General features: G+C 67.5%; 17 protein-coding genes. 12 read left to right on the forward strand and 5 right to left on the reverse strand.

Annotation, left to right across the window (positions count from 1 at the left end):
• The first annotated feature begins 105 nt into the window (after positions 1–105).
• Both JNB_RS16185 and JNB_RS16190 read left to right on the forward strand, forming a co-directional pair.
• Complete coding sequence (locus JNB_RS16185; RefSeq protein WP_040885075.1) at positions 106–435, forward strand: helix-turn-helix transcriptional regulator; 330 nt, start codon at positions 106–108, stop codon at positions 433–435.
• 7 nt (positions 436–442) lie between these two features.
• Entirely contained in the window at positions 443–964 is a 522-nt protein-coding gene (locus JNB_RS16190) for an SRPBCC domain-containing protein (protein ID WP_009777594.1), read from the forward strand.
• Between the two features lie 18 nt (positions 965–982).
• On the opposite strand, the gene JNB_RS16195 is transcribed toward JNB_RS16190, so the two are convergent.
• A complete protein-coding gene (locus JNB_RS16195) occupies positions 983–1,384 on the reverse strand; it encodes a metalloregulator ArsR/SmtB family transcription factor (RefSeq protein WP_009777595.1) in 402 nt (133 codons plus the stop codon).
• 83 nt (positions 1,385–1,467) lie between these two features.
• Between JNB_RS16195 and JNB_RS16200 the strand changes: the two genes are divergently transcribed.
• The 7 genes from JNB_RS16200 to JNB_RS16230 all read left to right on the forward strand — a co-directional run bounded on the left by JNB_RS16200 (position 1,468) and on the right by JNB_RS16230 (position 5,936).
• Positions 1,468–1,965 carry an ArsI/CadI family heavy metal resistance metalloenzyme gene (locus tag JNB_RS16200; protein ID WP_009777596.1) on the forward strand — a complete coding sequence of 166 codons (498 nt, stop codon included), beginning with the start codon at positions 1,468–1,470 and terminating at the stop codon, positions 1,963–1,965.
• Positions 1,962–3,032: an ACR3 family arsenite efflux transporter gene (gene arsB, locus JNB_RS16205; RefSeq protein WP_009777597.1), complete on the forward strand. Its 1,071-nt coding sequence runs from the start codon at positions 1,962–1,964 to the stop codon at positions 3,030–3,032. The genes JNB_RS16200 and arsB overlap by 4 nt, the downstream gene beginning before the upstream one ends.
• Complete coding sequence (locus tag JNB_RS16210) at positions 3,025–3,441, forward strand: arsenate reductase ArsC (RefSeq protein WP_009777598.1); 417 nt, start codon at positions 3,025–3,027, stop codon at positions 3,439–3,441. Before arsB ends, JNB_RS16210 begins: the two co-directional genes overlap by 8 nt.
• 131 nt (positions 3,442–3,572) lie before the next feature.
• Positions 3,573–4,364, forward strand: a complete 792-nt coding sequence (locus tag JNB_RS16215; RefSeq protein WP_009777599.1) for a DUF3152 domain-containing protein — start codon at positions 3,573–3,575, stop codon at positions 4,362–4,364.
• A 22-nt stretch (positions 4,365–4,386) separates the two neighbouring features.
• Positions 4,387–5,064: an HAD family hydrolase gene (locus tag JNB_RS16220; RefSeq protein ID WP_009777600.1), complete on the forward strand. Its 678-nt coding sequence runs from the start codon at positions 4,387–4,389 to the stop codon at positions 5,062–5,064.
• 103 nt (positions 5,065–5,167) lie between these two features.
• Positions 5,168–5,467 carry a DUF3263 domain-containing protein gene (locus JNB_RS16225; protein ID WP_009777601.1) on the forward strand — a complete coding sequence of 100 codons (300 nt, stop codon included), beginning with the start codon at positions 5,168–5,170 and terminating at the stop codon, positions 5,465–5,467.
• Positions 5,468–5,471: 4 nt separating this feature from the next.
• A complete protein-coding gene (locus tag JNB_RS16230; protein WP_009777602.1) occupies positions 5,472–5,936 on the forward strand; it encodes a hypothetical protein in 465 nt (154 codons plus the stop codon).
• Between the two features lie 18 nt (positions 5,937–5,954).
• Here the strand turns inward: JNB_RS16230 and JNB_RS22020 are convergent, their stop codons facing one another.
• From JNB_RS22020 to JNB_RS16250, 3 genes are read right to left on the reverse strand one after another with little or no spacing between them, the layout of a single operon-like run.
• Positions 5,955–6,602, reverse strand: a complete 648-nt coding sequence (locus JNB_RS22020) for a DUF3349 domain-containing protein (protein ID WP_009777603.1) — start codon at positions 6,600–6,602, stop codon at positions 5,955–5,957.
• Between the two features lie 4 nt (positions 6,603–6,606).
• Positions 6,607–6,912, reverse strand: a complete 306-nt coding sequence (locus tag JNB_RS16245; RefSeq protein WP_009777604.1) for a hypothetical protein — start codon at positions 6,910–6,912, stop codon at positions 6,607–6,609.
• Between the two features lie 29 nt (positions 6,913–6,941).
• On the reverse strand, positions 6,942–8,159 hold the full coding sequence (locus tag JNB_RS16250) for an inorganic phosphate transporter (RefSeq protein WP_009777605.1): 1,218 nt from the start codon (positions 8,157–8,159) through the stop codon (positions 6,942–6,944).
• A gap of 417 nt (positions 8,160–8,576) precedes the next feature.
• On the opposite strand from JNB_RS16250, the gene groL reads away from it, so the two are divergent.
• The 3 genes from groL to JNB_RS16265 all read left to right on the forward strand — a co-directional run bounded on the left by groL (position 8,577) and on the right by JNB_RS16265 (position 13,685).
• Complete coding sequence (gene groL / locus JNB_RS16255; RefSeq protein WP_009777606.1) at positions 8,577–10,205, forward strand: chaperonin GroEL; 1,629 nt, start codon at positions 8,577–8,579, stop codon at positions 10,203–10,205.
• A 143-nt stretch (positions 10,206–10,348) separates the two neighbouring features.
• Positions 10,349–11,137 carry an ABC transporter ATP-binding protein gene (locus JNB_RS16260; protein WP_050766640.1) on the forward strand — a complete coding sequence of 263 codons (789 nt, stop codon included), beginning with the start codon at positions 10,349–10,351 and terminating at the stop codon, positions 11,135–11,137.
• Between the two features lie 4 nt (positions 11,138–11,141).
• Positions 11,142–13,685, forward strand: coding sequence for an ABC transporter permease (locus JNB_RS16265; protein WP_009777608.1), 2,544 nt, complete (start codon positions 11,142–11,144; stop codon positions 13,683–13,685).
• Between the two features lie 133 nt (positions 13,686–13,818).
• Here the strand turns inward: JNB_RS16265 and JNB_RS16270 are convergent, their stop codons facing one another.
• The gene (locus tag JNB_RS16270) at positions 13,819–14,109 is read right to left on the reverse strand and encodes a WXG100 family type VII secretion target (RefSeq protein WP_009777609.1); all 291 of its coding nucleotides are present in this window, start codon (positions 14,107–14,109) and stop codon (positions 13,819–13,821) included.
• Positions 14,110–14,112 lie beyond the last annotated feature (3 nt).

Below are 14,112 nucleotides of genomic sequence, written 5' to 3' on the forward strand. Positions count from 1 at the left end.
GGACACGTCCAGCCGGCCGAAGGCCGCCCTGTCGTGTCCGTACGGGGCACGAAGTCGCAAAGTGAGGGTTGACAACCTACAACCATGTAGTTGTAGGTTGTGCTCATGAGCGAAGCCGAGGAGAAGCGGGCCGACGCCCTCTTCCATGCCCTCGCCGACAGCACGCGCCGCGACATCCTGCGCCGCGTCCTGGCGGGGGAGCACTCGGTCTCGGCGCTGGCCCGCGCGTATGACATGAGCTTTGCGGCGGTCCAGAAGCACGTCGCGGTCCTCGAGCGAGCCGGCCTGATCAGCAAGCGCCGCAGCGGCCGGGAGTCGCTCGCCAGCGGAGAGGTCGAGGCCATTCGGTCCGTTGCCTCCCTGCTCGGCGAGTTCGAGGCCGTGTGGCGAGGCCGCATCGGTCGGATCGACGACCTCCTCGCCCGACCTGAATGAGTCCCGAATGAGTCACCACCCGAAGGAGAGCACCGTGCCCGTCACGAGCATCGACAAGAACGTTGACGACCACTCGATCGTCGTCACCTCTGACTTCCCCGCTCCGGTCGAGCGCATCTGGCAGCTGTGGTCCGACCCGCGCCAGCTCGAGCAGTGGTGGGGCCCGCCGACCTACCCGGCCACGGTCTCCGACTTCGACTTCGTGCCCGGTGGTCGTGTCGGCTACTTCATGACCAGCCCCGAGGGTGAGAAGTACGGCGGGCTCTGGACCCTCGACTCCATCGAGGCGCCCCACCGGCTCACCTTCCAGGATGCCTTCGCCGACGACAGCGGCAACCCCGCAGAAGGTATGCCGGTCGGCACCTGTGTCGTCGAGCTCACTGAGCGTGACGGCGGGACCCGCATGGTCACGACGACGACCTACGGCAGCGCCGAGGACCTCGCGAAGGTTGTCGGGATGGGCATGGAGGAAGGCCTCACCGGAGCCATTGGCCAGATCGACGACATCCTCGCCGCCGAAGCCGCCTGAGCGGAGCGAGGTGGGGCGTCAGCTGAAGATGGAGCGGACGTCGTCGAGGCGGGACGGGATCACGCGGAACCACGCCCACGTGCCCCGCTTCTCGCGCTCGATGAGTCCGGCCTCGGTGAGCACCTTGAGGTGATGGCTGACCGTCGGCTGGGCGAGTCCGACGGCGGGGGTGAGGTCGCAGACGCAGGCCTCGCCACCCGTGCTGTCGCGGATGATGCTCAGCAGGCGCAGCCGGACGGGGTCGGCGACAGCCTTGAGCAGCTGGGCGTTGGTCTCCGCCTGCTCGCGAGTCAGTCCGCCGGGAGTCGTGATCCCACAACACGGCGCCGCCTCCAGAAGGTTCTCGTGCGCTCGTGCGCTCGCCTTCGTGGTCGCGCTCGTCGTCATGTCATCCCTTCCGGTGGTCTGGGTGTTCATCATGCCATCCTATGTATTGACGTCCATCGATGTATGCGATTCACTTCATCCATCGACAGTCATCAATCTATGGGAAGGTAAGTCGGATGACCACTCCAGCCGCCGTCACCACTTCGCGAGTGCAGCTCGCCCTCAACGTCGTCGACCTCGAAGCGTCCATCGCCTTCTACTCGGCGATGTTCGGCGTCGAGCCCGCGAAGCGCCGCCCCGGCTACGCGAACTTCGCCGTTGCTGAGCCGCCCCTCAAGCTCGTCCTCATCGAGACCACCGAGGAGCAGCGCGGCACGGGTGCTGCGGGGGCGCTGAACCACCTGGGCGTCGAGGTCTCCTCCGTCCAGGGCGTCACTGCCGCCCGCGAGCGCTTCGCCGATGCCGGCCTGGCCGCCTTCGACGAGAACGACACGACCTGTTGCTACGCCCTCCAGGACAAGGTCTGGGTCCACGACCCGGCCGGTGCCCCGTGGGAGGTCTACACCGTCAAGGATGAGAACCCCGTGGACGCGCGCCCGGCCACCGCGAGCCTCGAGGTCCTCGACGTCTCCGCCTCAAGCAGTGGAGCCGCCTGCTGCACCACCAACGCATGAGCACGACGGCAACGCGCCCACCCGACGAGGTGGTCACCGCTCGTCTCTCGACCCTCGATCGGTTCCTGCCAGGGTGGATCGGCGTCGCGATGATCGCGGGGCTCCTCCTCGGCCGGATGGTGCCCGGTCTCGGCACGGCCCTGAGCGCGGTCGAGGTCGATGGGGTGAGCCTGCCCATCGCCGTCGGGCTGCTCGTGATGATGTATCCGGTCCTGGCCAAGGTGCGATACGACCGGCTCGGCTCGGTGACCGGTGACCGGCGGATGCTCGGCGCGTCGCTCGTCCTCAACTGGATCATCGGGCCGGCACTCATGTTCGCCCTGGCCTGGCTGCTGCTCCCCGATCTGCCGGAGTACCGGACGGGCCTGATCATCGTCGGGCTGGCTCGGTGCATCGCCATGGTGATCATCTGGAATGACCTCGCGTGCGGGGATCGCGAGGCGGCAGCGGTGCTCGTGGCCCTGAACTCGATCTTCCAGGTCCTGGCCTTCGGTGTTCTCGGGTGGTTCTACCTGTCGTGGCTGCCGGACCGGCTCGGCCTCGAGCAGGCCAGTCTCGAGATCTCCTCCTGGAAGATCGCCGGGAGCGTCATCGTCTTCCTCGGGATGCCGCTGGCTCTCGGGTACCTGTCGCGCAAGGTGGGCGAAAAGCGCTGGGGGAGAACGGCATACGAAGAGTCATTCCTGCCTCGAGTAGGGCCGTGGGCCCTCTACGGACTGCTCTTCACGATCGTCATCCTTTTTGCGCTGCAGGGTGACCAGATCACGTCACGACCTTGGGATGTCGCTCGGATCGCACTCCCGCTCCTGGCCTACTTCGCCCTGATGTGGGGTGGCGGCTTTGCGCTCGGGCGTGGGCTCGGCATGACCTACGAGCGCACGACGACGCTGGCCTTCACAGCGGCGGGCAACAACTTCGAGCTGGCCATCGCTGTTGCCATCGCCACCTTCGGGGTGACCTCGGGCCAAGCGCTCGCGGGAGTCGTCGGACCGCTCATCGAGGTGCCGGTTCTCGTCGCGCTCGTCCATGTCTCGCTCACTCTCAGAAAGCACTTCCGCCATGCCTGACCGTCCGTCGGTCCTCTTCGTCTGCGTCCACAACGCCGGGCGCTCGCAGATGGCTGCTGGCTACCTCGAGGCCCTCTGTGGCGGTCAGGTCGAGGTCCGCTCCGCAGGCAGCGCGCCCACCGACCAGGTGAACCCCTCCGCGATCGCGGCGATGGCTGAGGAGGGCATTGATCTCACCGCCGCCTCACCCAAGGTCCTCACGCCCGAGGCCGTCAAAGCGTCGGACGTCGTCATCACGATGGGCTGTGGTGACGCGTGCCCGATCTTCCCGGGCAAGCGCTACGAGGACTGGGAGCTCGAGGACCCGGCCGGCAAGGGCGTCGAGTCGGTGCGTCCGATCCGCGACGACATCAGGCGTCGCGTTCTTGACCTGCTCGCCAGCCTTGAGATCGAGCCGGCACGAACCTGACCCTTCGCTGAAACCGCGACCCACCGAGGGATCGAAGGTCCCCGGCTCAGGTTGCGGGCGCTGGTGTGATTGACCTCGTGACACGTGCGCACCCAGCCAGGGGGCCGGACTTGCGCGGAGAGCCACCACTGGTGCTCACCGCGCGAGGGCGTCGCGGACTCCTCATCCTCGTCGTTTTCACGGTGTTGCTTTCCGCGCTCACCATCCGCGCGGTCGTGAGTGACGCCAGTCCTGTGGCCAAGGACGCGGCGGTTTCGGCATCGACCGCGGTCAGGAGCCCGACGGCCAAGCCCACTGCCTCACAACCCACGACCAGACCAAAGACGAAGCCCACCCCCTCGCCGTCAGTGAGCTCGACGACCTCGACCGGGATCCTGCGATCCGGACTCGTCGGCTCCGGCACGTTCACGACATCGACGTGGGCCAAGCCCGCGGTCACCAGGACTGCGAAGCTGCACCGGTTCATCGTGAAGGTCGAGGGTGGCGTCCCGGTCGACCCCGACGACGCGGCTCGACAGATCCACGCCATCCTCAACGACCCGCGTGGGTGGTCCGGCGTCAACGGCGCGAGCTTCGCCGCGGTTGCTGACTCGGCCCAGGCCGACCTCGTCATCCACATCGCTTCGCCTCCGACGACCACCAAGATGTGTGCGCCGCTCAAGGTCGGTGGCAAGTGGAGCTGCGCTGCCGGGCGCAAGGTCATCCTGAACTCAGACCGTTGGCAGCTCATGACACCGACCTACCACGACCTCGCCGAGTACCGCGCCTACATGATCAACCACGAGGTCGGTCACTTCCTCGGACGAGGACACGTCGGCTGCCCCAAGGTCGGTGCCGCGGCGCCAGTGATGGTGCAGCAGTCGATCAGTCTCAGGGGCTGCCGGCCCAACGCCTGGCCCACAACCCCGTCGACCGCCTCCTGACCGGACACGCGAGGATGGGCGGGTGACCTCACCGCGCTGGCAGACCATCTTCTTCGACCTCGACGGGACGCTCGCCAACACCATCCCCCTCATCGTCGCGAGCTATCAGCACGCCTTCCGTGAGGTGCGTGGCGAGGAGATCGAGGATGCTCGCGCACGCGCCTGGATCGGGCGCCCCCTGCTCGGCGCCCTGCTCGAGGAGGACCCCGAGCGTGGTCACGACCTCGACCGCACCTATCGCGAGTGGAATCTCGCCAACACCGAGCGGCTCATCGAACGCTACGACGGCGTCCCCGAGATGCTCACGACCCTCACGGCTGCTGGCGCCAGGGTCCACATCGTCACGAGCAAGCGCACGGACACGGCTCGCCTGGCCCTCGCCGGCGTGGGCATCGACCACCTCATCGACGTCGTCGGAGCCCTCGAGCACACGACGAAGCACAAGCCCGATCCCGAGCCCCTGCTCGTCGCCGCCGCCAAGCTCGGGATCGACCCGACCGCGGCCGTCTACGTCGGCGACGCCACGGTCGACATCCTCGCGGCCCGCGCCGCAGGCATGGCCGCGATCGCCGTGACCTGGGGCGCGGGGGAGCGCGCTGCACTCGAGGCGACCGACCCGGACACGGTCGTCGACAGCGTCAGCGAACTCACGGCATACCTGCTGAACGGGACTCATGTGACACCTGAGGCGCCTGAGTAGACGAAGTTCGGGCGTGTCCAGCGGACACGCCGACCCTAATGACAGGCGTGTCATTCGACCGATAGGCTGGCCATCGCAGCCGTCACACCAGAAGGGTCGAACCGTGAACGCCGTCCACGAAGAGCAGTCTGCCGCGCCGAGTGTCGAAGCGCTGACCGACCGTGACCGCCGCATCATCGACTTCGAGCGCCAGTGGTGGAAGTACGCCGGGTCCAAGGAGTCGGCCATCAAGGAGCTCTTCGACATGAGCCCCACGCGCTACTACCAGGTGCTCAACGCCCTGATCGACAGCACCGTCGCGCTCGAGCACGACCCGATGCTCGTCAAGCGCCTCCGCCGCCAGCGCGCCACCCGTCAGCGCGCCCGTTCGGCCCGCCGCCTCGGCCTGCAGCCGCAGGGCTGACGCCGTGAGCGAGCTCGACTGGAGCACGCCCGATGGCCTCGCCGCCATCAAGGACCACCTCTCCGCCAAGATCGAGGGCTGGCGCCCTCCGGTCGCGTATGCCGTGGGGCTGTCCTCCGCGTCCAGCTCGGCTGAGCTGGACTTCGGGCACGTCAATGCCCCCGGCGGACGTCATGGGTTGCCCGCCGTGGTGCTCGCGACCGTGTTGGGGCACGACGGGTCGACGGCAACCCTCGAGCTGACGACGTCGCAGCTCGCCGCCGCCGTGGAGTCGCTGGCGCCCGCCGAGGCCTGCACCGAGCTCGACCACCCCAACCTCGCTGCCTGGAGGGTGGCGCTGGCCGAGGCGCAGTCCAACCCGGCGCGCACTCTGGTCGCCGTGTTCGTCGCTGACCTCGACGACCCAGTGGCGTCGGAGGCCGACGGAACGATGCGCGCCACGTTCGAGGGCCACGCCCCCACCCTGTGAGTGGTTCGTCGAGGTGGTTCAGCCCTGCTGAGCCCTCTCGGGGAAGTCGAGCGGCCAGCCCTTCTTCTCCAGACGGGCGCGCACGCGCTCGAGGTCTTCGTCGCTCGGGAGTTCCTGGGTCACTCGCGTGATCTCGACGCCGATGTCGGCAGGAGTCACCGGGGACACCTCGGCCTTGCGCAGGGACTTGGCGACCGCCTTGATCTCATCGTCGGAGAGTCGGCGACGCAGGAGGGCGAGGAGAGGGAAGTAGTCCTGGGGTGGCACGCCCTGGGGGTAGCCCTCGCGCAGCCAGCTGACGATGCGTTCGAGTGGCCGGGCTCGCTCGCCCGTTGGTTCTGCGCGGGCAGCCTCGGGCTCGTCCGGACGACCCAGTGGCCAGCCACCGGCCGCCAACCGTGCACTGACGCGGGCGACGTCCTCGGGGTGGGCCTCGTCCAGCAGGTGCTCACCAATGAAGGCCCGGATGTCCTCGATGTTCACCGACGACGGGTCGTCCGAGGCCGCGACGAGGTCGGCAGCGATGCTCTCGACCTCCTCGTGGGTGAGGCGGCGCGACAGGACCGCGAGCAGGGGCGGGTAGTCGGTTGCCGGGATCCCTTCTGGGTAGCCAGCGCGCAACCATGCGACGACGCGGGTGAGGAGTCCTTCGGGCTCAGCGGTCATGAACTCACTTCTTCGGGACAAAGGTCGGGTAGATGTGCTCGAACGAGACGGACTGACCGAAGCCGCTCGCGACGACGATCGAGATGCCCAGGCCGATCCCGATGAGGACGACAGCAAAGCAGGCGAAGGCGACAGCCCGGCCCGCCGGGTGCGGCCGAGCCGCGACATCCACCTCGGCGGAGCCACCCGTCCCCCACGCGAGCGAGCGGATCCCGACGGCGAACACGGACGGCAGTCCGGCGCCGAGGACGAGTGCGACGACGAGGACCTTCCATCCACCCTGGAGGGCGAGGACGAGGTTGTCGGTCATGGCGTGTGTTCCTTTCGGCGTGGCGTGCGTCAGCGGGCGGCAGAGACGGACTCGGGCGCGGCGCCGACACCGTCCCAGTCGTCGTTGACGTTGTCGTGGCTGATGGGCTCGCGGCGCGACCGCAGCCAGATGTAGCCGGAGAGCCCAATGAGGATGAGGGTGATGACGACCGCTCCGGGCGCGCCGCCAATGAGGTGACCGACCCACCACATCAGGGCCCCGACGAGGCCGGCGGCAGGGAGGGTGATGAGCCACGCAAGGGCCATGCGGCCAGCGACGCCCCAGCGGACGGTCGCACCCCGCTTGCCGACCCCGGATCCGAGGATGGAGCCGGTTGCGACGTGGGTGGTGGAGAGGGCAAAGCCCATGTGGCTCGAGGCGAGGATCACTGCGGCAGAAGCGGATTCGGCCGCCATGCCCTGGGGCGACTCGATCTCGACGAGCCCCTTGCCCAGGGTCCGGATGATCCGCCAGCCACCCAGCCACGTCCCGGCGGCGATGGCCACGGCGCAGGCCACCTTGACCCAGAGCGGGATGTTCTTGGTGTCGGTCCACTGCCCGCTGGCGATGAGGGCCAAGGTGATGATGCCCATCGTCTTTTGCGCATCGTTCGTGCCGTGCGCGAGCGAGACGAGTGAGGCACTGCCGATCTGGCCCCAGCGGAACCCGGTCTCGCGGTAGCGGTCGGCCACGCCGAGGGTGATCCGATAGATGAGCCAGGTGCCGACCGCGGCCACGACACCCGCGATCACCGGTGACATGAACGCCGGCAGGATGACCTTGCCGATGACCCCGTCGAGTTTGGTTCCGTCACCGTTCCACTTGACGCCGCTCAGTCCCAGCCCAGCGATCGTCGAGCCGATGAGGCCGCCGAAGAGCGCGTGCGACGAAGACGAGGGCAGTCCGAGCAGCCAGGTGAGGAGGTTCCACACGATGGACCCGACGAGGCCCGCCAGCACGATGAGGAGCAGCGCCTCACCACCGTTCGCGAGGTACTCCGGCTGAGGTGCTCCGGACTTGTCCTGGATCTTGATGACGGCGTTCGTCACGGTGAGCGCGACCTCGACGGAGAGAAAGGCGCCGATGAGGTTGAGGATCGCTGACAGCGCCACCGCGGTCCTGGGCTTCAGGGCCCCCGTCGCGATGGACGTGGCCATGGCGTTGGCGGTGTCGTGGAAGCCGTTGGTGAAGTCGAAGCTCAGAGCGACGACGACCACCAGGGCCAGGATCAGGGTTGCGGCGGTCACGAGGTCCAGTGTTGGGCCGGGTGGGACCGCGGCGCGAGGGTCGGACGGACGTGTTCACGGGCTGTTCATCCGAGCCGCGGAGGCAACTTTTCAGCGGTGCGCCACGTAGTGATGGTCAGAGCCGGCGGACGCACTCGTTTGGGGAAGACGGGCGGACGGCATACCGGCGTGTTTGTGCGTCTGGGGGGAACGGGTGGGAAACACGCGGGGTCCAGCGGGTGTGGACCGTTTGCACTCTCCACCCGAGAGTGCCAATAATGGGTTGGCACTCTCCTTAAAGGAGTGCCAAGCAGAACCATCCTTTGGCCAGTCTGGTGAGGGTCGGCACGCGCGCAGACATGAAGTGCGCACGCCTTCTCGTCCGTCGCGGGCGCCACCTGGCCAACACCTTCGATTCGCGTGGGAGGAACCACCCGAATGGCCAAGATCATCGCTTTTGATGAAGAGGCACGCCGCGGACTCGAGCGAGGAATGAACATCCTCGCCGACGCCGTCAGGGTCACCCTGGGCCCCAAGGGCCGCAACGTCGTGCTGGAGAAGAAGTGGGGAGCTCCCACGATCACCAACGACGGTGTGTCCATCGCCAAGGAGATCGAGCTCGACGACCCCTACGAGAAGATCGGCGCCGAGCTGGTCAAGGAGGTCGCCAAGAAGACCGACGACGTCGCCGGTGACGGCACGACGACGGCGACCGTTCTCGCCCAGGCCCTCGTCAAGGAAGGCCTGCGCAACGTTGCGGCTGGCGCCAACCCGATGGCGCTCAAGCGCGGCATTGAAAAAGCAGTCGAGGCCGTCAGTGCCGAGCTGCTCAACAACGCCAAGGACGTCGAGACCAAGGAGCAGATCGCTGCTACCGCCTCGATTTCCGCAGCTGACCCCCTGATCGGCGAGATGATCGCCGAGGCCATGGACAAGGTCGGCAAGGAAGGCGTCATCACCGTCGAGGAGAGCAACACCTTCGGGCTCGAGCTCGAGCTCACCGAGGGCATGCGCTTCGACAAGGGCTACATCAGCCACTACTTCGTGACCGACCCCGAGCGCATGGAGACCGTCCTCGACGACCCCTACGTGCTCGTCGTCAACAGCAAGATCGGTCAGATCAAGGACCTGCTGCCCCTCCTCGAGAAGGTCATGCAGTCCGGCAAGCCGCTGCTCATCATTGCCGAGGACGTCGAGGGCGAAGCGCTCTCCACGCTCGTCGTCAACAAGATCCGTGGCACCTTCAAGTCGGTTGCCGTCAAGGCTCCCGGCTTCGGTGACCGTCGCAAGGCCATGCTCGCCGACATCGCCATCCTCACCGGTGGTCAGGTCATCTCCGAGGAGGTCGGGCTCAAGCTCGACACCGCAGAGCTCGACCTGCTCGGCAAGGCCCGCAAGGTCGTCGTCACCAAGGACGAGACGACCATCGTCGAGGGTGACGGGGACGCCGACCAGATCCAGGGTCGCGTCAACCAGATCCGCGCCGAGATCGAGAAGTCGGACTCCGACTACGACCGCGAGAAGCTCCAGGAGCGCCTCGCCAAGCTCGCCGGTGGCGTCGCTGTCATCAAGGCGGGCGCGGCCACCGAGGTCGAGCTCAAGGAGCGCAAGCACCGCATCGAAGATGCAGTGCGCAACGCCAAGGCTGCCGTCGAAGAGGGCATCGTCGCCGGTGGTGGCGTCGCTCTCCTCCAGGCCGGCAAGGTCGCGTTCGAGAAGCTCGAGCTCGAGGGTGACGAGGCGACGGGCGCCAACATCGTGCGCGTCGCGATCTCGGCTCCGCTCAAGCAGATCGCCATCAACGCAGGTCTTGAGGGTGGCGTCGTCTCCGAGAAGGTCGCCAACCTCGAGTCCGGTTGGGGCCTCAACGCTGCGACGGGTGAGTACGTCGACCTCATCGCCGCGGGCATCATCGACCCGGCCAAGGTGACGCGTTCCGCGCTCCAGAACGCCGCGTCGATCGCCGCACTGTTCCTCACCACTGAGGCAGTCATCGCCGACAAGCCCGAAAAGGCTGGCCCCCCGATGCAGGGTGGCGGCGACGAGATGGGCGGTATGGGTTTCTGACCCGTACGCACTGATCGCAACAAAGGGCGGTCTCCCCAACGGGGAGGCCGCCCTTTCGCGTTCCGCGTTCAGGGTCCTCTCAGGGTCCGTTGGGTGGAGAAACCCACAGCGGGTATGCCGTCCGCCCACCTAGCGTGGTCGGCATGACCACTGACCTTGCGCCCGAACGCCGTGACACCAGCGCCAACGCCCCGACGAAGGTCGCCGCTCGCGTGACCGACCTCGTCAAGACCTATGGCACGGGCGACACCGCCGTCACCGCCCTCAGGGGCGTGAGCCTCGACCTCAACCGCCGCGAGTTCACCGCGATCATGGGGCCGTCCGGTTCGGGCAAGTCCACCCTCATGCACTGCGCCGCCGGGCTGGACTCGGTGACGAGCGGTTCGGTGCAGCTCGGCGACATCGAGCTCACCACGCTCAAGGAGAAGGACCTCACCAAGGTCCGGCGCGACCACATCGGCTTCGTCTTCCAGTCCTTCAACCTCATCCCGACGCTCAGCGCCGAGGAGAACATCCTGCTGCCGCTGTCGATCGCCGGACGCAAGCCGGACCGCGCGTGGTTCGACCAGGTCATCTCGACCGTGGGTCTGGCGGATCGCCTGGGGCACCGTCCCGGCGAGCTGTCGGGTGGCCAGCAGCAGCGCGTGGCCTGTGCCCGCGCCCTGGTGAGTCGGCCCGAGATCATCTTCGCCGACGAGCCGACGGGCAACCTCGACTCGACGTCGGGTGCCGAGGTGCTGGGGTTCCTGCGTCGCTCGGTCGACGAGTTCGGGCAGACGATCGTCATGGTGACGCACGACCCGGGCGCGGCGAGCTGGACCGACCGCGTGGTCTTCCTCGCCGACGGCAAGATCGTCACCGAGCTCCGCGAGCCGACCCCCGAGCTGATCCTCGAGACGATGAAGAACATCGACTCGAACGCGAAGGGCTGAACCGATGCTCCGCGCCAGTTGGAAGAGCCTCATGGCCCGCAAGCTGCGGCTGTTCATGAGTGCCTTCGCCATCATCCTCGGGGTGGCCTTCGTCGCCGGGTCCTTCGTCTTCACCGACACCCTCGGCAAGAGTTTCGACTCGATCATGAACGGGTCCGTCGGCGATGTCGTCGTGCGACCGGTGTCCGGTGAGGTCGACCTCGAGCAGCAGCCCTCGAGCGCCACCCTTCCGGGCTCGCTCGTCAGGGAGTTGGCCGGTGTCGAGGGTGCCGCGCGCGCCGACGGCAACATCACGAACTTCGGCACGTTCGTCGTCGGCAAGAACGGCAAGCTCATCGGTGGCTTCGGTCCGCCCGGACTCGGGTTGAACTACTCGGATGGGCCTGCCGCCAAAGGGTTGCAGCCGCTGACCCTGGACGCGGGTCATTGGCCCCAGGGCGCGGGTGAGGTCGTCCTCGACGACAAGACCGCAGCCAAGGCCGGCTACCTCATCGGCGAGAAGGTCAACATCATCAGCTCCGGCACCCAGCCGAGGATCCAGGCCAGGCTCGTCGGCATTGCGACCATGGACGGAGGGCTGGCCGGTGCGAGCCTGTCCATCTTCGACACTGCCCAGGCCCGTGCCCTCTTCATGGAGGGCAAGGACACATACAGCGACATCTGGGTGACGGCGGCGCCCGGGACCAGCCAGGTGGAGTTGCGGGACGCGGTCGCGGCCAAGCTCCCGAGCGGGGTCGAGGCCGTCACCGGTGACGCGGCCGCGAAGGCTGCGGCGAGCGACATCCAGGAGGCGCTCGGTTTCATCACGACGTTCCTGCTGATCTTTGCCGGTGTGGCCCTCGTCGTGGGCTCGTTCCTCATCGTCAACACGTTCAGCATCCTTGTGGCACAGCGCTCCCGTGAGCTCGCGCTCTTCCGGGCGCTGGGCTCGACGCGGCGCCAGGTCGCGCGGTCGGTGCTCTTCGAGGCCTCCGTCATCGGGCTCATCGGCTCGATCATCGGGCTGGGCTTCGGCATCGTCATCGCCATGGGCATCCGTGTCCTCTTCGGCCGCTTCGGCCTGGATCTGAGCGGACAGTCGCTCATCATCACGCCGCGCACGGTCGTCGTGTCCTTGGTCGTCGGGCTCTTCGTGACCCTCCTCGCGGCCTACCTGCCGGCTCGCAAGGCGGGCAAGGTTCCGCCGGTCGCGGCGATGCGCGACGACGCGGTGCTCGCCGAGAGCGGAATGCGCGGACGGATCATCGTCGGCGGTCTCCTCACAGTTGTCGGCGCAGCCCTCCTCGTCACGGGGCTCTTCGTCAACATCCCCAAGCCGACCTACTGGGTCGGTGGCGGCATCCTGGGTGTCGTCCTCGGGGTTGCCCTCATCAGCCCACTGGTCGGGCGCCCGGTCATCGCGGCCATCGGCTGGATCTGGCGCAAGGTCTTCGGGGCCGTCGGCCTCATGGCCGAGCAGAACGCGCAGCGCAACCCGCGCCGCACGGCTGCCACGGCGTCCGCCCTCATGATCGGTGTGACCCTGGTGTCGATGATGGCGGTCTTCGGAGCCAGCGCGAAGGCGAGCATCGACAAGTCCATCGAGAAGGAGTTCGTCGCGGACTACGTCGTCTCGAGCGTCGTCGGCACGCCGTTCTCGACCGAGGTCACCAAGGAGCTTGCGGCAGTTCCCGGGGTCAAGGAGGTGGCCGCGTTCCGCTGGGACGCGGTCAAGGTCAAGGGCGAGAACCGAGGGGTGATCGGGATCGACCCCAGCCACATCAGCGTGCTCGGTCCCACGCCCATGGTCCAGGGACTGCTGGCCGACCTGACCCCGACGACCGTCTCGATCTCGCAGGAGCGAGCCACTGCCGACAAGCTCAAGGTCGGGTCGACCATCGACCTGACCCGGTCCGGCATCACGAAGTCCTTCACCGTGGGTGCGGTCCACGGGGAGTCAGCGCTGCTCTCCTCGGACTACCTCCTGAGCCTGCCGGCGCTGGAGTCATTGGGTGGCCCGAAGACCGACTCGTTCGTCTTCATCACCCGCGATCCCGGGACGGTGCCGGCCATTGTGGGTCGAGACCTCGACAAGGCCATCGCCGACCTCCCGGTCGTGACCGTCAAGGACCAGGGCGAGTTCGCCGATGAGCAGCGGGCCCAGATCAACCAGATGCTCTATCTGATCTATGCCCTGCTCGGGCTCGCGGTCGTCATCGCGATCCTCGGCATCATCAACACGCTGGCCCTGTCGGTCATCGAACGCACTCGCGAGATCGGCCTGCTGCGGGCCGTGGGCCTCAGCCGACGTCAGCTCAAGCGGATGCTGCGACTCGAGTCGATCGTCATCGCCCTGCTGGGCGCGGCATTGGGCATCGGGCTCGGTGTGGTCTTCGGGATCGCTCTGCAGCGCTCGCTCAGCGACGACGGCATCGACGTCCTGTCGATCCCGTGGCCGCAGCTCGGCCTCTTCGTGGGGATGGCCGGCCTCGTCGGGATCCTTGCCTCGTGGTGGCCGGGCTGGCGGGCGTCCAAGCTCGACATCCTCCGCGCCGTCACCACGGAGTAGTTGACCGACTTCGTGCCCTTCCCGACGAGCGTCGCTGCGCTCGCCATGTCCGGGAAGGGCACGAAGTCGAAAGGGCAACCGGTGGCGGGTGCGACCTCAGGGGTGTCGCACCCGCCGCCGGTGTCTGTGTGGCTCAGCTGAACATGCGCATGTTCTGGGCCTCGGTCTCGGCGTACTGCGCGCCCGCAGCCGCCAGCACCTGCCCGATGGAGTCGAGCGAGGTCTGGACCTGGCGCTGGGTGCCCTGCCACTGGGTCACGACACCGTGGAACTGGGTAGCCGCCCCGCCCTTCCATGCGTCCTGCAGGGCGGTGAGCTTGGCCAGCATCTGTGCGACCTGACCCTCGATCTCGCTCGAGATGCGGGCGATGTCACCCGACGCGGCCTGGATGCGCTCGGTGTCGACCTGGAACTGGGCTGACATGTC

Origin of the sequence: Janibacter sp. HTCC2649, from assembly GCF_000152705.1 — a bacterium.
Classification (GTDB): Bacteria; Actinomycetota; Actinomycetes; order Actinomycetales; family Dermatophilaceae; genus Knoellia.